General features: G+C 75.2%; 10 protein-coding genes. 5 read left to right on the forward strand and 5 right to left on the reverse strand.

The features are described 5' to 3' along the window. Positions 1 to 173: 173 nt before the first annotated feature. The 3 genes from T328_RS29240 to T328_RS29250 form a co-directional block, all read right to left on the reverse strand. Positions 174 to 389: a hypothetical protein gene (locus tag T328_RS29240; protein ID WP_496499214.1), complete on the reverse strand. Its 216-nt coding sequence runs from the start codon at positions 387 to 389 to the stop codon at positions 174 to 176. 134 nt (positions 390 to 523) lie between these two features. Next, a complete protein-coding gene (locus T328_RS29245; protein ID WP_496499215.1) occupies positions 524 to 3,571 on the reverse strand; it encodes a helix-turn-helix transcriptional regulator in 3,048 nt (1,015 codons plus the stop codon). A gap of 2 nt (positions 3,572 to 3,573) precedes the next feature. Further along, complete coding sequence (locus T328_RS29250; protein ID WP_496499216.1) at positions 3,574 to 3,741, reverse strand: hypothetical protein; 168 nt, start codon at positions 3,739 to 3,741, stop codon at positions 3,574 to 3,576. A 281-nt stretch (positions 3,742 to 4,022) separates the two neighbouring features. On the opposite strand from T328_RS29250, the gene T328_RS29255 reads away from it, so the two are divergent. Further along, positions 4,023 to 7,148 carry a helix-turn-helix transcriptional regulator gene (locus T328_RS29255; RefSeq protein ID WP_496499217.1) on the forward strand — a complete coding sequence of 1,042 codons (3,126 nt, stop codon included), beginning with the start codon at positions 4,023 to 4,025 and terminating at the stop codon, positions 7,146 to 7,148. 200 nt (positions 7,149 to 7,348) lie between these two features. Here T328_RS29255 and T328_RS29260 read toward each other — a convergent pair whose 3' ends face one another. Then, entirely contained in the window at positions 7,349 to 8,518 is a 1,170-nt protein-coding gene (locus tag T328_RS29260) for a PQQ-dependent sugar dehydrogenase (protein WP_496499218.1), read from the reverse strand. 219 nt (positions 8,519 to 8,737) lie between these two features. Further along, on the reverse strand, positions 8,738 to 9,730 hold the full coding sequence (locus T328_RS29265; protein WP_496499219.1) for an aldo/keto reductase: 993 nt from the start codon (positions 9,728 to 9,730) through the stop codon (positions 8,738 to 8,740). 132 nt (positions 9,731 to 9,862) lie between these two features. Here T328_RS29265 and T328_RS29270 point away from each other — a divergent pair, with 132 nt between their 5' ends. From T328_RS29270 to ilvN, 4 genes are all read left to right on the forward strand, one after another. Continuing rightward, the gene (locus T328_RS29270; RefSeq protein ID WP_496499248.1) at positions 9,863 to 10,780 is read left to right on the forward strand and encodes a 2-hydroxyacid dehydrogenase; all 918 of its coding nucleotides are present in this window, start codon (positions 9,863 to 9,865) and stop codon (positions 10,778 to 10,780) included. Between the two features lie 313 nt (positions 10,781 to 11,093). Beyond that, positions 11,094 to 13,904 (forward strand): putative bifunctional diguanylate cyclase/phosphodiesterase, encoded by a 2,811-nt coding sequence (locus tag T328_RS29275; RefSeq protein ID WP_496499220.1) that lies wholly within the window; start codon positions 11,094 to 11,096, stop codon positions 13,902 to 13,904. A gap of 231 nt (positions 13,905 to 14,135) precedes the next feature. After that, a complete protein-coding gene (locus tag T328_RS29280) occupies positions 14,136 to 16,058 on the forward strand; it encodes an acetolactate synthase large subunit (protein ID WP_496499221.1) in 1,923 nt (640 codons plus the stop codon). A 29-nt stretch (positions 16,059 to 16,087) separates the two neighbouring features. After that, positions 16,088 to 16,612, forward strand: coding sequence for an acetolactate synthase small subunit (gene ilvN, locus T328_RS29285; protein ID WP_496499222.1), 525 nt, complete (start codon positions 16,088 to 16,090; stop codon positions 16,610 to 16,612). Positions 16,613 to 16,719 lie beyond the last annotated feature (107 nt).

The raw sequence follows: 16,719 nt of genomic DNA on the forward strand, positions 1-16,719 counted from the left end.
TGCGTTCCGTTGCTCGTTCTGTTTTCCGGTCTGTTTTCCGGTCCGTCTTCCGGTGGGGGCGGCCGCCGCTCAGTGGGGCAGCGGCCGGCCGCCCGGGGTCCTCAGGTCCAGGGGCGGGGTCTCGCGATCCCGCGGCCTGGGCCGCACGCTGATCCGTCGCAGCGTCCGCCACCTCACGCGGCCTTCGCCCAGCGGGCCAGCGCGCGCGCCCGGCGGGCGTCGCGGCGCTGCTCCCGGCGGGCGGCGGCGGCCTCGCGGGCGAGCCGGTGCTGCGCCGCCTCACGGCGCAGGTCGGCGGAGCGGGTCTCGTGCATCTGGTACGCGAACATCTCGTTCTCCCCGGCGTCTCGGCTGGTCTCCTGCTTTCGTGACTCAAGCTTCGGCGCCAAGGGGGGTCCGCCACATCGGGAGACTTCCGCATCTCTGCCCGCCCGCCGCCTTACCCGGGGCCGCTACGCGCCGGTACACGCCTAAGGCCCCCGGGGATCGGGGGCCTTAGGTGCTTACGCGTCCGTACGGATGCCTAGGCGTCTTCGAAGAGGTGGAGGCGGTGTGCGGTGGCCGCGGCTTCGCCGCGGCCGGAGACGCCGAGCTTGGCCATCAGGTTGGACACGTGCACGCTCGCCGTCTTCGGTGAGATGAACAGCTCCTCCGCGATCTGCCGGTTGCTGCGCCCCGCCGCCACCAGCTTCAGCACCTCCTGCTCCCGCGACGTCAGCCCCAGCGCCCGGACCGGGTCGGCCGGCGCCGGGTCCGGGCCGTCGAGGGGCACGCGGGCGCGGGAGGCGAGGGCGGTGACCGCCGTGCGGAGGGGGGTGGCGCCGAGGGCGGCGGCGGTGGCGTGGGCGTCGGCGAGCATGCTCGCCGCGTGGTTGCGGTCGCCGCCGGCGGTGAGCAGGGCCTCCGCCCACCGGTGCCGTACCCGGGCCAGCTCGTACGGCCGGTCCAGCGGCTCGAACGCCGCCGCCGCGGCGGCCCACGGCAGCGGGTCGGGGTCGCCGTCGGCGCGGGCCAGCTGCGCGTCGAGGAACAGCGCGTGCGCCGCCCACACCGGCGCGGAGCGGGGCAGCCCGGCCGCCGCGGTACGGATCCGCGCCAGCGCCGCCGCGCCGCCCCGCGCGAACGCCGGCACCCGCCGCCCGTCGCCCTCGGCCTCCGCCGCCACCTGCAACAGCAGCCACGCGTACCGGTGTACGCCCGGCGCCAGCCCGGCGTCGATCGTGCGGGCGGCCTCCTCGCGGGCGCCCGTCAGGTCGCCGCGCGCCGCCGCGACCGCGGCCGTCAGCGTGCTCAGCGGGATCGCCATCTGCGGCTGCGTCTGCTGCGGCCCGAGCCGGTCCCGCGCGGCGGCGAGCAGCGCCTCGGCCCGCGCCACGTCGCCGCGGAACAGCGCGAGCCGGGCGCGGGTCTGTGCCAGGTTGCCGTACGTGAGGGCGACGACCGCGTCGCGCTCCGCCTGGTCGGCGATGCGCTCCGCCTCGTCCCAATGACCCATCGCCACCAGGGAGTCCATCTGGTTGCCGAGCGAGAACGCGACCTTGTCGCGCCGCCCCCGGCTCGCCGCCGCCCGCGCCGCGTCCGCGGCGACCTCCGCCGCCTCCCGTGAGCGGCCCAGGTTCTCCAGCGCCGCGGACAGGTTCAGCTCCGCCCGCGCCGCCGCCGTGTAGTCGCCGGTGCGCCGGGCCCGGTCGCGCGCCTCACGCAGGATGTCCAGGCCCTGCTCCTCGCGGCCGGAGTCCTCCAGGTGGATGCCCAGCATCACCCGGGCGTTCAGCTCCAGGTTCTCCTCGCCGGCCGCGGCGGCGGTGCGTACCGCCAGCTCGGCGGCGGCCAGCCCGTCCGGCCGGCCGGGCCGGTGCAGCATCTCCCAGCTCGCCGCGGCCGTCAGCGCCAGCGCCGGCACCCGCGACGGCGGCCGGTCGCGCACCAGCCGCAGCGCGTGGTCCAGTTCGGCGCGGCCGTCGCCGCGCGCCAGGTCCTCGACCAGCCAGTGCCGCTGCACCCAGAACCACGCCGCGCGCAGCGGCTCGGCCGCCTCGTCGAGGTGCTCCAGCGCGCGCCGGGTCAGCGCCAGCGCCCGCTCCCGCTCGTCCGCGAGCCGGGCGGCGACGACGGTCTCGGCGAGCAGGTCCAGCTCGGTGAGCGGCGTGTCCGCCGCGCACTCCTCGTAGTCCTCGATACAGTCCGCGGGCCGCAGCCCCGCGCGGATTTCGGGCGGCACGTCGTCCCACAGCTCCATCGCCCGCTTCAGCAGCTCGTACTGCTCGGCGAACGCGTGCCGGCAGCGCGCCTCCACCGCCGCCGCCAGCACCGCGGGCAGCGCCCGGGCGCTGTCCCGGCCGTGGTGCCAGTGCCGGGCGATGCGGGTGAGCCGCTGCTCGGCGCGGACGAGGGTGGGGTCGGCCTGCAGCACCTCGGCGTAGCGGCGGTTGAGCCGGGAGCGCTCGCCGGGCAGCAGGTCGTCGCGGACCGCCTCGCGCAGCAGGGCGTGCCGGAAGCGGTACGACTCGCCGTCCTCGTCGGGTACGAGCACGTTGTCCGCGACGGCGGCGCGCAGCGACTCCAGCAGCGCGTCCTCGCCCTCGCCGGTGACCGCGGCGAGCAGCGCGTGCTCCGCGTGGCTGCCGGCCTCGGCGGCGACCCGCACCACCCGCTGGGCGGGCTCGGGCAGCCGCTCGACGCGGACGAGCAGCAGGTCGCGCAGGGACTCGCTGATGCTGCAGTCGGGGTTGGCCGACAGCTCCTCGACGAAGAACGGGTTGCCCTCGCTGCGCCGGAAGATGTCGTCGGCGTGCGACAGCGTCGGCACGGCGCCGCCGTGGATGCCGGTGAGCTGGGCGGCGACCTCGTCGCGGCTGAGCGGGGCCAGCTCGATGCGGCGTACGGTGCGCAGCCGGTCCAGCTCGGCGAGGAAGGGGCGCAGCGGGTGGCGGCGGTGGATGTCGTCGGAGCGGTACGTCGCCAGCAGCACGAGCCGGGTGGCCTGCAGGGTGCGGAAGAGGTAGGAGAGCAGCTCGCGGGTGGAGCGGTCGGACCAGTGCAGGTCCTCCAGGGCGAGGACGACGGTGCGGTCGGCGGCCAGCCGCTCCAGGCCCTGCGTGGTCAGCTCGAAGAGCCGGGTGCGCCCGTCGCGCTCGTGCGGCGGGGCGCCACCCAGGGGCGCGTACGAGGCGTCGGGCAGCAGCCGGGACAGCTCCTCCTCGCGGCCGGCGACGGCCGCGGAGATGGCGTCGTCGCCCAGCTCGCGCTGGAGCGCCCGCAGCGCGGTGGTGAACGGGGCGAACGGCAGCCCGTCCGCGCCCAGCTCCACGCAGCCGCCGGCCGCGGTCACCGCGCCCGCCGCGCGGGCGGCGGCGAGGAACTCCTCCACCAGCCGCGTCTTGCCGACGCCGGCCTCGCCGGCCACCACCAACGCCTGCGGCTCGCCCGCGGAGGCGCGGGCGAGCGCGGCGTCGAGAGTCTTCAGTTCTTCCGTGCGGCCTGCGAGAACGGGGCTGAGGCGGACGGCTTCCACGCCGCCGAGGATGTCATGCGCCTCGGCCCCGGCGACAGGTGCCGGCGGGGCTGTCATCGTCAGGCCGCCTTCGCCCAGCTCCCGCGGTGGGCGGCGGCACCGCCCGCGTCGGTGTCCCGGCGCCGGCGCGCCCGGCGGGCGGCGGTGGCGCCGCGCGCCATCCGGTACGCGGCGGCGCTGCGGCGCAGCTCGGCGGCACGGGCCCGGTGGATCTCGTAGTCGTACATCGTCGCTCCCCTGTGAGTCGGCTTCGGTGCCGTTTCTGTGCCGTGCTTCCCTGTGCCTCAAGACTCGTCTCCCAGGGGGGTGCGGCACATCGGGCGACTTCCTCATCTCCGGGTACGAGGTGCCTTAGATGCCGCCTCAGCCGGGCCCCGCCCGCCTAAGGCCCCTCTTACGGCCTCTTACGGCCTCTTGCCGCGCGCCTTACCGCGCGCCCGCGACCGCCCGGACGGGGCGGTCGCGGGCATCTCCACGGGCCCGGGCCCGCCCGGGCGCGTGGCGTGCGATGCTCGGGCGCGTGGAGTCCCCTCAGCCCGTCCGACCGTCCGGCGCCGGCGCCGCCGGAACCCGCGCCGGCGCCCGGGTCTTCGTCGGCCGCGCCGCGGAGCTGGGTGCGCTGACGGAGGCGTACGAACGGGCCGCCGGCGCCGGCGAGCCATGCGCCGTGCTCGTCGGCGGCGAGGCGGGCGTGGGCAAGTCCCGGCTGGTGGAGGAGTTCCTGGCGCGCGCCGAGGCCGCGGGCGCGGTGACCGCCGTCGGCAACTGCATCGAGTCCGGCGCCGACGGCCTGCCCTTCGCGCCCTTCTCCACCGCGCTGCGCGCCCTGCGCCGCCGCCTCGGCGACCGGCTGGACGAGGCCGTCGCCGGGCAGCAGGGCGAGCTGGCCCGGCTGCTGCCCGAGCTGGGGCCCGTGTCCGACCTGCCGGCGGCCGCGCAGGGCGAGGCCGGGCGGGCGCGGCTGTACGAGCTGGCCGCCCGGATGCTGGAGAAGCTGGCCGGCGAGCAGGTGCTCGTGCTGGTCGTCGAGGACCTGCACTGGGCCGACCACTCCACCCGCGAGCTGCTCGGCTACCTGCTGCGCTCCGTCCAGGCCGCCCGGCTGCTGGTCGTCGCCACCTACCGCTCCGACGACCTGCACCGCCGCCACCCGCTGCGCCCCGCCCTCGCCGAGCTGGACCGGCTGCGCACCGTACGCCGCTTCGAGCTGGCCCGCTTCAGCCGCGATGAGGTACGCAGCCAGCTCGCCGGGCTGCGCGGCGGGCCGCCGCCGGAGGAGCTGGTGGCGGAGGTGTACGGACGCTCGGACGGCAACGCCTTCTTCGTCGAGGAGCTGGCCGCGGACCTCGGTGCGGGGGCGGGCGGTGGGGCCGGCGGCCGGCCGGCGGGCGAGATCGGCGGGGTCGGCGGGATCGGTGAGTCGCTGCGCGACCTGCTGCTCGTACGTACGGAGGCGCTGCCAGACCCCGCCCGCCGGGTGGTCGCGCTGGCCGCGGTCGGCGGCGACCGCGTCGACACCGCGCTGCTCGCCGCCGTCTCCGGGCTGGGCGAGGACGAGCTGTTCGACGCGCTGCGCACGGCCATCGGCGCCGGCGTGCTGCTCCCCGCCGACGAGCGGGTGGACGCGTACCGCTTCCGGCACGCCCTGATGCGCGAGGCCGTCTCCGACGACCTGCTGCCCGGCGAGCGCGCCCGCCTCAGCCGCCGCTTCGCCGAGGTGCTGGAGGCCGACCCCGGCCTCGTACGGGCCGACGAGCGTCCCGCCCGGCTGGCCGGCTACTGGTACCAGGCGGGCGACACCGCCCGGGCCCTGCCCGCCGTCCTCGCCGCCGCCGCGGACGCCCGCGCCCGGCACGCCTTCGCCGACCAGCTCGGGCTGCTGGAGCGGGCCGTCGCGCTGTGGGACGACGCGCCGCCCGAGGCCCGTACCGTGCCGCGGTCCGGCGGCGCCTATCCGCGGGCCGACCGGCCGGAGTTCGCCGACCTGCTGGCCGAGACGGTCTTCGCGGCCCGGCTCGCGTCCGCGTTCGGCAGGGCGCTCACGCTCGGCGACCGGGCGCTGCGGCTGCTCGGCACCGGCTCCCCGCTGCGCGCCGCGTGGTTCCGCGTCGAGCGCGCCCGCTGCATGCAGGGCCTCGGCCGTGGCGACGGCTGGGCGGACCTGGACCGGGCGCAGGAGCTGGTCCGCGGGCTGCCGCCGTCGCCGGTGCACGCGCTGGTGCTCGCCGAGGTCGCCAACTGGCAGGCGGTGCACACCCCGGGCGCCGCCGCCATCGAGGCCGCGGAGCGCGCCGTGCAGCTGGCCCGGCTGGTCGGGGCGGAGGAGACCGAGCTGACCGTGCGCATCCCGCGGGCCTGGATGATGGTCGACTCCGGCGACGTCGAGGGCGGCATCGCCGAGTTCCACGCGGTACGGGAGCGGGCGGTGGCCGACGGCCTGGCGGTGGCAACCGCCCGGGCGTACGCGAACCTGCCCTCGGCCCTCGAAGGAGTCGGCAGGTCCGCGGAGTCGGTGGCCGCGGCCGAGGAGGCGGTCGAGGTGCTGGCCGACTCCGGGCTGGCCATGTACCTCTCGCTCAGCCACGGCAACCGCGCCGGCGCGCTGCTGTCGCTGGGCCGCTGGGCGGAGGCGGAGGAGGCCTGGGCCGCGGAGTTCCGCACCGCACGCAGCACACAGTCGCGCGGCGGTGCGCTGCTGGGCCGGGCGCTGCTGGCGCTGGTACGCGGGGACCATGCCGGGGCGCGTACGGAACTCGCCGCGGCCCGGGAGGAATTCGGCGACGACCGGCAGCCGCAGTACGAGCTGCCGCTGGCCGGGATGACGATCGAGCTGGCCGCCGCGGAGGGGCGGGTCGCCGACGTGCGCGCCGCGTTCGCGCAGGCGGTCGGCGACGGGCTACGGCTGGGCATGCAGCGCCACGCCTGGCCGCTGCTGTACGCCACGGCCGCCGCCGAGGCCCGGCTGCGCGCGCTGCCGGCGGCCGAGGCGGGGCGGGCGGCGGCGCTGGCGCGGATCCGCGCGGCGATGCGCAACCTGCCGCGGTTCGCGCCGCCGTGGGAGGCGCAGGCGCTGATGACGGAGGCGGAGCTGTACACGGCGGAGGGCCGGGACGCGACGGCGCGCTGGGCGGAGGCGGAGGCGGCGTGGGCGGACCTGGAGTGGCCCTACCAGCAGGCGCTGACGCGGTACCGGTGGGCGGAGTCGGTGCTCGCGGGCGGTCGGCGGCCGGCCGCGAACACGAACACGGGCACGGCCGCGGACGCCGGCACGGCGCGGGACGGTGCGGAGGCGGCGCTGCTGCGGGCGTACGAAGCGGCGACGGCCCTCGGCGCGGCGGGGCTCGCTCGCGACGCCGAGGCGCTGGCGGCCCGCGCGCGGATCGCGCTGACGCCGGACGCCGCCCCGGCGCAGCCGCGGGACCCGGCGGAGGAGCTGGGGCTGACGGCCCGGGAGGCGGACGTGCTGCGGCTGGTGGCCGCGGGGCGGAGCAACCGGCAGATCGCCGAAGAGCTGTTCATCTCGCCGAAGACGGCGAGCGTGCACGTGTCGAACCTGATGGCCAAGCTCGGGGTGTCAAGTCGCGGCGAGGCGGCGGCGGTGGCGCACCGGCTGCGGTTGTTCGAGGGCGGGTGAGTGCGGGTTGCGGGTGCTCGGGCGCGTCATCTGACGTGCTGCGGCTGGTGGCGGCGGGGCGGGGCGACCGGCCGATCGCCGAGGAACCCGGGGGTCCGGGGGTGTCCCCCGGGAGAGCGCGGGCCGCATGGGCCCCGGTGCGAGCCGTGGCGGGCCGCAGCCGGGGTACGCGCCCCGCCCTGCACGCCGACGTACGCCGCCTAGCTCACCTCCAGCCGCAGGATGCGGTCGTCGCCCTTCTCCGGAGTGCCGCGCAGGTCCGTCTCATTGGTGATCAGCAGCAGATCCCCGTCCGACGCCCGTTGCACCGTCCGCAGCCGCCCGTACTCGCCGTCGAAGAACGCCTCCGGATCCGCCGACTCCCTCGTACCGTCCAGCGGGATCCGCCACAGCCGCTCGCCGCGCAGCGACGCCATCCAGATCGACCCGTCCGCGTACGCGATCCCGCTCGGCGAGGCGTCCGGGGTGGCCCACTGCACCACGGGATCGACCATGCCCTCCCGGTTCTCCTGGCCCTCCGCCTCCGGCCAGCCGTAGTTCCCACCCGGCTCGATCAGGTTCAGCTCGTCCCACTCCTGGTCGCCGAACTCCGCCGCCCACAGCCGCTTGTCGTCGTCCCAGGCCAGCCCCTGCACGTTGCGGTGGCCGTACGAGTACACCACCGACCCCGCGTCCGGGTTGCCGCGCGCCGGCTCGCCGTCCGGCGTCATCCGCAGGATCTTGCCGCCCAGCGACTCCTCGTCCTGCGCCAGCGCCGGGTCGCCGGCCTCGCCGGTGCCGACGTAGAGCATCTTGTCCGGGCCGAACGCGATCCGGCCGCCGTTGTGCCGGCCGCCCTTGGGGATGCCGCGGAAGACGGTGTCCGGCGCGCCCAGCCGGTTGCCCTCGGGCTCGTCCGCGTCGTACGTCATGCGCACGATGCGGTTGTCGCTGTCGGAGGTGAAGTACGCGTAGACCATCTCGTCCGCGCCCAGCGCGAGCCCCAGCAGCCCGCCCTCGTTGCCCGGTTGGGTCTGCACGCCGGGCACCTGGCCGGCCTCGGTGACCTTCCCGCCGTCCGCGGCGACGTGGTGGACGACGCCGGTGTCGCGGGAGGAGACCAGCAGGTCCCCGCCGGGCAGTTCGGCCAGGCCCCACGGGGTTTCCAGCCCCTCGGCGACGGTGCCGGCGACCTTCGCGCTGCCCTTGTCCGGGGGCGGCTCCGCCGACGAGGGCCCGCCGGCGGAGCCGCCGTCGGCGGTCCCGGCGGCGGAGGACGACGGGGACCGCTCCGACCCGCCGGAGTCGTCGTCTCCCGACGAGCAGCCGGCGGCGAGCACGAGTGCGGCGGCGGCTGCCAGCCGAAAGGCGACGACGGCGCGGGCTCTCACGGGACGGTCCTCCTCAGGGGGCGGCGGCCGGACGTTCCCAGCACATCACAACCGGGCGTACACCGCGCGCGCATGGAGCGTTCCCGCCCGTGCGGGCCCGGGCCGGGCGCCTTTCGTACGGGCCCGCGCGCCCGCTGCCGTACGAACCGGCGCCTGCCGCCCCGCCGACCCACCGCCGACCCACCGCCGGCCACCGCCCACGCCGCCCTGCTCCCGCCCCTACTCCCACGACCCCTGCGCCGCCGGCAGCGCCGCGATCTCCGCCAGGTCCGCCGGCGCCAGCCGCAGCCCCGCCGCCGCGGCGTTCTCCACCGCCCACCGCGCCTGCTTCGCCCCCGGCACCGGCACCACGTGGGCGCCCTGCGCCAGCACCCACGCCAGCGCCGCCTGCGCCGGCGTCGCGCCGTGCCGCTCGGCGACCCGCCGCAGCCCGGCGACCACCGGCTGGTTCGCCGCCATCATCTCGGCGGTGAACCGCGGGTGCCGGGCCCGTATGTCGTCCGGCTCGAAGCCCTGCCCGGGCGTGAGCGTGCCGGTGAGGAACCCGTGCCCCAGCGGCATCGCCGCGAGGAACCCGACCCGGCGGGCCTCGCACCACGGCAGCAGACCCGTCAGCGCCTCCGGCGACCACACCGACAGCTCCGCCTGCACGCTGCTGACCGGGAACACCTGCTGCACGCGGCGCAGGCGGCGGATCGTCGCGTCGTACATGCCGGCGCCCGCCCGACGGTCCGCCCGCGCGCCGACCGCGCAGAACCCCAGCGCGCGCACCTTCCCCGCCGCCACCAGCTCCGCCATCGCCCCCCAGGTCTCCTCGACCGGCACCTCGGGGTCCTCGCGGTGCAGTTGGTACAGGTCGATGACGTCGGTCTGCAGCCGGCGCAGCGAGGCGTCGCAGGCGCGCCGGACGTACGAGGGGCGGCCGTCGGCGACGACGTGCTGGTCGCCGACGAGGAGGCCGACCTTGGTGGACACGAACGCGTCCGCACGCCGCTCCCTGAGCACCCGGCCGACCAGCAGCTCGTTGGTGAACGGCCCGTACATGTCGGCGGTGTCGAGCAGGCTCACGCCGGCGTCGAGCGCCGCGCAGACGGCCCGTACGGACTCCTCGCCCCGCTGCCGCGACGAGCTGTACGCCCAGTGCATCGGCATGCAGCCGAGGCCGACCGCGCCCACCTCCAGGGCGCCCGCCCCTATCGTCCTGCGCTCCACGCAAGGCACACTAAACCCTGCCGCCGACACGGCATCCCACGGCCGCGGGGCCGCACCGCTGACTCGTCACCCCCCCGCCCGCCCGCGTTCCCGCGCCGATCACCTAGCCTCGGGTAAATGAGCGATGGACAGGTGTGGCTGCCGATTCCGCCGGACGAGATCGCCGATCTGCCGGCGGAACTCGACTACGTCCACTGGGACGCCGAGCCCGAGTTCCCCGCCGACCCGGCGGACTGCGTGTTCCTCGTGGCGCCGTACATGCGCCGGATCACGAACGACCCGGTGCCGCGGATGCGCGCGCTCAAGGTGCTGCAGACCCTCACCGCCGGCGTCGACGCCTATCTGTCCGCCCTGTCCGCGCTGCCGCCGGGGGCCAGGCTGTGCAACGCCCGCGGCGTGCACGAGGCGTCCACCGCCGAACTCGCGCTCGCGCTGACCCTCGCGTCGCTGCGCGGCATCCCGGACTTCGTACGCCGCCAGGACGCGGAGGAGTGGCAGACCGGCTTCCACCCCTCGCTCGCCGACAAGACCGTGCTGATCCTCGGCTACGGCGCCATCGGAAGCGCCGTGGAGGACCGGCTCGCCGGCTTCGAGTGCGAGCGGGTCGTGCGCATCGCGCGCTCCCCCCGCACCACACCGCGCGGGCCCGTGCACGCCCTCGCCGACGTACGGGAATTGGTGCCCGCGGCCGACGTGGTGATCGTGACGACCCCGCTGACCGACGACACCCGCGGCCTGGTCGACGCCGGGTTCCTGGCCCGGATGAAGGACGGTGCGCTGCTCGTGAACGTCGCCCGCGGCGCCGTCGTCGACACGAAATCCCTGCTGGACGAGGTGGAGTCGGGCCGGCTGCGGGCCGCGCTCGACGTCACGGACCCCGAGCCGCTGCCGCCGGGCCACCCCTTGTGGCACGCCCCCGGCGTGCTGGTCAGCCCGCACACCGGCGGCCCCACGTCCGCGTTCCGGCCGCGCGCCGAGCGTCTTCTCCGCTCCCAGCTGCGGAAGTTCGCGGCCGGCGAGCCGGTGGAGCACGTGGTCGCCGTCGCTTGACGGACAACCGCTCTATCACTCTACGTAGTTGACACGCAACTCTCGGTTTCAGTCACGCTCCGTAGAGGAAGTATGTCCCTGCGTGACGAACCTGGTGTATCGTCCGCAGCGGGGATTGCTCCCGACGTCAACGTGGCCGGCCAGCCGCCGGCCGTGCAACCGGTATCGAGGGGGGCGATGGGCACATGCACGGCAAGTGGAAATCCTTTCCGGTACGCGGGCAGCGAGGTAGTCCCGCGCGCCTCCCGGCCTTGAGAGCCGGCGCCGCGGCGGGGCCGCAGGCGCGACCGGCTCCCGGCAGCCGGGGGGCGCGGTGACCGCGTCGATCGGGGCGGTGGTGCACAGGCCGCCGTTGCCCGCAGGGCTCGTACCCCGGCTGGTGCTCGCGTCGCTCTGCGCGGGATACGCCACCGGTGCCGCCCTGGGCTGGGGCTCTGACCGAGTCGCCCTGATCATGGGGGACTTCGGCTTGAGCGCGGCGGCGTTCGCGGCCGCCTTCTCGTGTCTGTACTACGCGCGTATCCGCCGGGGCCGCTTCCGGCCGGCCTGGGTCATGTTCGGCGTCTCGTCCGCCATGGCGGGCGTCGGCAACGGCATATGGGGCTGGTACGAGGTCGTGCTCCAGCGCCCGCTGCCCGAGACGTCCATGGCGGACTTCTTCTTCCTGCTCTTCGCGCCGCCGGCGGTCATCGGCCTGCTGGTGCTCGCCCGGCGGCCGGTGAGCAGAGCGGGCTGGATCTGTCTGGGCCTGGACACCTGGCTCATCGGCGGCTCCCTGCTCACGATCTCCTGGACGCTCGCCCTCGCGCACGCCACGGGGGACGGCGAGTCGGTGTCCCGGATGGCGCTGACGCTGGCGTACCCGCTGCTGGACATCGTGCTGGTGAGCATGGTGCTGGCGCTGCACTTCCGGCGCACCGCGGCGGGCCGCTCCGCGATCAACACCGCGATCGGCGCGCTGGTGCTCACGGTGCTGTGCGACGCGCTGTTCACCTCGCCGCTGCTGCAGGAGCAGTACCGCTCGGGGCAGATCCTGGACGCCGGCTGGTTCACCGGCTCGATCCTGCTCGCGTACGCCCCCTGGGTCGGCCGGGCCGAGGAGGCCGAGGAGCGCGGCCGGGAGGAGTGCCCCCGGCCCATCGCCGGGCACATCGGAGCGCTCGCGCCGTATCTCGCGGCGGGCGTGTGCACGCTGGGGATCCTGTACAACCTGCTGGACGGCCGCAGCGTGGACCGCGTGGTGCTGATGACGGCGTGCACGGTCGTGCTGGCGCTCGTCGTCCGCCAGGCGATCATGCTGCTGGACAACATCAGCCTCACTCAGGAACTCGCCCAGCAGGAGAACCACTTCCGCTCGCTCGTGCAGGGTTCGAGCGACGTCATCATGATCGCGGCGCCGTCCGGGGTGCTCCGCTACGTCAGCCCCGCGGCCCTCGGCGTCTACGGCACGGATCCGGAGGAGCTGGAGGGCTGCGAGCTGGCCGGGCTCATCCACCCCGAGGACCTGGGGCGGGTGCTGCACGAGGTGCGCCGGTTCCTGTCCGCGCCGCCCGCCGGAGCGCGCTCGATCCGCATCGAGTGCCGCTTCCGGGCCGGGCGGGGCCGCCGCGGCGGCGAGGGCGGGTACGGCAAGGACGGCTGGCTGAACGTCGAGTCGACGGTCAACCGGCACCACAACGGCCTGATCTTCAACTCCCGGGACGTCACCGAGCGCGTGCGGCTCCAGGCGCAACTGCAGCACAGCGCCTCCCACGACGCGCTCACCGACCTGCCGAACCGGGCGCTGTTCACCGAGCGCGTCGGGCACGCCCTCGGCGGCCGGCGGGCCGGCGACGCGAACGCGGCCGTGCTCTTCATCGACCTCGACGGCTTCAAGGCGGTCAACGACACCGTCGGCCACGCCGCCGGCGACGAGCTGCTCATCCAGGCCGGCCGCCGGCTGCAGGAGTCGATCCGCTCCGGGGACTCGGCGGCCCGGCTCGGCGGCGACGAGTTCGCCGTGCTGCTCGTCGGCGGCGCGGCGGGCGAGAGCCGCTCGGACGGCGCCGGGCGGGAGCGGCGCACCCGGGAGGTCGCCGACCGGCTGCGGGTGCGGCTCTCCGAGCCGTACACCGCGGGCGGCGTCGAGGTGCGGGTCGCGGCCAGCATCGGCGTGGCCTTCGCCGAACCCGGCAGCACGCCCGCGGAGCTGATGCGCAACGCCGACCTGGCGATGTACCGCGCCAAGCAGGCCGGCAAGGCGCGCGTCGAGCTGTACGCGCCACAGATGCAGGCCGAGGTGGTACGGCGCATAGAGCTGGCGAACCGGCTGCGCTCCGCGCTGGACGACGGGCAGTTCACGCTGGTGCACCAGCCGGTGGTGGAGCTGTCCAGCGGGCGCCTCGCGGCGCTCTCGGCGCAGCCACGCTGGCGCTCGGCGCAGGGCATCGTGCACACGCCCGCCGAGTTCATGCAGGGCCCCCCGGACACCGGCGGGCGCGGCGGCGGGCAGGACCGGGCCCGGGCGGCGGAGCTGGCGCGCTGGCTGCTGGAGGCGACGGTCGAGCAGGCCGCCGAGCGGTACGAGGCGGGCATGGGCATCCCCGTCACCGTACGGATGTCGGCCGCCCGGCTCACCGACCGGAGCATGTCCCCGCAGCTGGTGGAGGCCCTGCTGGTACGGCACGGGCTGCCGCCCGGCGCACTGACCATCGAGGTCACCGACAGCGACGCTCGGGCCGGCATGGACGAGCTGGAGCGGCGGCTGGTGGCGCTGCGCCGCCTCGGCGTACGCGTCGCGCTCGACGGCTTCGGCAGCGGGCACGCCGCCATCGCCGCGCTGCGCCGGCTGCCGGTGGACGTGCTCAAGCTGGACCGGGGCCTGGTCGACGGCCTGGCCGAGTCGCCCCGGCTGCGCGCCATCGTGGCCGGGATGATCGGCATCGCCGGCGAGCTGGGCCTGGACTCGGCGGCCGAGGGGGTCGACCTGCCCGAGCAGGCCGAGGTGCTGCGTGCGCTGGGCTGCCGGCACGCGCAGGGCATGGCCTACTGCGAACCACTGGAGGAGGAGCGGGTACGGGACGCACTGGCCCTGGGAGCGTTCGCGCTGCCGGAGGAGGACGCATCCGCCATTGCGCTCACATAGTGAGACCCGGGTCCCACGAACTTGACACTTCCGGCGGCCCGGGGGCAAGGTCAGGTCCATGCGCACCCGAATTCTCGTACTTGGACAGCGCGTCGGCTGAAGCGGACCCCGACTCCCGGACCGCGCCGACGCGCTCCCCTCGCTTGCCATCCGGCACGAGGGGTTTTTTGTTGCTCGAACCCGCTCTCCACCCCCAACCCTCGCACCACTCGAAGACGAGAAGAGAAACCGATGACCGAGCAGGCTCCCCCGCGGAGTGAGCCCCACCCGCAACCGCCGCGGGCCCGCAGCGGGGGACAGTCCCGCGTCCCGGGGCACACACCGGCAGACAAGACAGTGACGGGCGCGCAGTCCCTCATCTACGCCCTTGAGGCCATGGGTGCGGACACGGTATTCGGCATTCCGGGCGGGACCATCCTCCCCGCGTACGACCCGCTCATGGACTCCACCAAGGTCCGGCACGTCCTCGTCCGCCACGAGCAGGGCGCGGGGCACGCCGCCACCGGGTATGCGCAGGCCACCGGTAAGGTGGGTGTCTGCATGGCCACCTCGGGGCCGGGCGCGACCAACCTCGTCACGCCCATCGCCGACGCGCACATGGACTCCGTCCCGCTGGTGGCGATCACCGGCCAGGTGGTGGTCAAGTCGATCGGCACGGACGCCTTCCAGGAGGCGGACATCTGCGGCATCACCATGCCGATCACGAAGCACAACTTCCTGGTCACGGACCCCGCGGACATCCCGCGGGTGATCTCCGAGGCGTTCCACATCGCCTCGACCGGCCGCCCCGGCCCGGTGCTGGTCGACATCGCGAAGGACACGCTCCAGGCCCGTACGGTCTTCAGCTGGCCGCCGCGCCACGAGCTGCCCGGCTACCGCCCCGTGACCAAGCCGCACGCCAAGCAGATCCGCGAGGCCGCCCGGCTGGTCGGCACCGCCCGGCGCCCGGTGCTGTACGTCGGCGGCGGCGTGCTCAAGGCCCGCGCCACCGCCGAGCTGAAGGTGCTCGCGGAGCTGACCGGCGCGCCGGTCGTCACCACCCTGATGGGCCTCGGCGCCTTCCCCGACACCCACCCGCAGCACCTGGGCATGCCGGGCATGCACGGCACGGTGGCCGCCGTCACCTCGCTGCAGAAGGCCGACCTGATCGTGGCGCTCGGCGCCCGGTTCGACGACCGGGTGACCGGCAGGCTGGACACGTTCGCGCCGTACGCCAAGATCGTGCACGCCGACATCGACCCGGCGGAGATCGGCAAGAACCGCGAGGCGGACGTGCCGATCGTCGGCGACGCCCGCGAGGTCATCGCCGACCTGATCGTGGCGGTGCAGGGCGAGCAGGAGCAGGGCGAGCCGGCCGCGGCCGGCACGGCGCGGTACGCGGAGTGGTGGCAGCAGCTGAACCGCTGGCGCGAGACGTACCCGCTGGGCTACGACCAGCCCTCCGACGGCACGCTGTCGCCCCAGCAGGTGATCCAGCGCATCGGCGAGCTGGCCCCGGAGAACACGGTCTACGCCGCGGGCGTCGGCCAGCACCAGATGTGGGCGGCGCACTACATCGACTACGACAAGCCCCGCACCTGGCTCAACTCCGGCGGCGCCGGCACCATGGGCTACGCCGTCCCGGCCGCCATGGGCGCCAAGGCCGGCGCGCCGGACGCCACGGTCTGGGCCATCGACGGCGACGGCTGCTTCCAGATGACCAACCAGGAACTGGTCACCTGTGCGCTGAACGACATCCCGATCAAGGTCGCGATCATCAACAACGGCGCGCTCGGCATGGTCCGCCAGTGGCAGACCCTCTTCTACAACCGCCGCTACTCCAACACCGTGCTGGACTCCGGCCCCAACGGCAACGGCAACGGACACGCCGCCGGCGCCGAGGACCAGGCCCGCCAGTCCGCCGGCACCCGCTGCCCGGACTTCGTCAAGCTGGCCGAGGCCATGGGCTGCGTCGGCATCCGCTGCGACGACCCCGAGCAGCTCGACGCCGTCATCGAGAAGGCCAACGCCATCAACGACCGCCCCGTCGTCGTGGACTTCATCGTCCACCAGGACGCGATGGTCTGGCCGATGGTCGCGGCCGGCACCTCCAACGACGAGATCATGGCCGCGCGCGACGTCCGCCCGGACTTCGGCGACGGCGAGGACGACTGAGGCCGGGAAGCCAGAGAAGAGACGAAGACATGTCCAAGCACACGCTCTCGGTCCTGGTGGAGAACAAGCCGGGCACCCTGGCCAGGATCTCCGCGATGTTCTTCCGCCGCGGCTTCAACATCGACTCCCTCGCCGTCGGCACCACCGAGCACCCGGACATCTCCCGGATGACGATCGTGGTGAACGTCGAGGACCAGCCGCTGGAGCAGGTCACCAAGCAGCTCAACAAGCTGGTCAACGTGCTGAAGATCGTCGAGCTGGAGCCGGGTTCCGCGGTGCAGCGCGAACTCGTCCTGGTGAAGGTGCGCGCCGACAACGAGACCCGCTCCCAGGTCGTCGAGATCGTCCAGCTGTTCCGCGCCAAGACCGTGGACGTCTCCCCGGACGCCGTCACGATCGAGGCCACCGGCAGCGGCGAGAAGCTGGAGGCGATGCTGAAGATGCTGGAGCCGTACGGCATCAAGGAGCTGGTCCAGTCCGGCACGATCGCCATCGGCCGCGGCGCCCGCTCCATCACGGACCGCTCGCTGCGCGCCCTGGACCGGACGGCGTAACGGCCGCGGGGCCACGGGGCACAGTGCGGCGGGCCGGTCGTCGCGGCCACGGCCGCGCGACCGGCCCGCGGCGGAGACCGGCTCCCGTCCGCTCCGTGTCCCCGCTC

The sequence above is a fragment of the Streptomyces sp. CNX435 genome (assembly GCF_059570575.1).

Excerpts from the sequence above, each read along its gene's own strand:
- ilvN (WP_496499222.1), top strand. The coding sequence starts at position 16,088 with ATGTCCAAGCACACGCTCTCGGTCCTGGTGGAGAACAAGCCGGGCACC.
- T328_RS29255 (WP_496499217.1), top strand. The coding sequence starts at position 4,023 with ATGCTCGGGCGCGTGGAGTCCCCTCAGCCCGTCCGACCGTCCGGCGCC.
- T328_RS29250 (WP_496499216.1), bottom strand. The coding sequence starts at position 3,741 with ATGTACGACTACGAGATCCACCGGGCCCGTGCCGCCGAGCTGCGCCGC.
- T328_RS29280 (WP_496499221.1), top strand. The coding sequence starts at position 14,136 with ATGACCGAGCAGGCTCCCCCGCGGAGTGAGCCCCACCCGCAACCGCCG.
- T328_RS29245 (WP_496499215.1), bottom strand. The coding sequence starts at position 3,571 with ATGACAGCCCCGCCGGCACCTGTCGCCGGGGCCGAGGCGCATGACATC.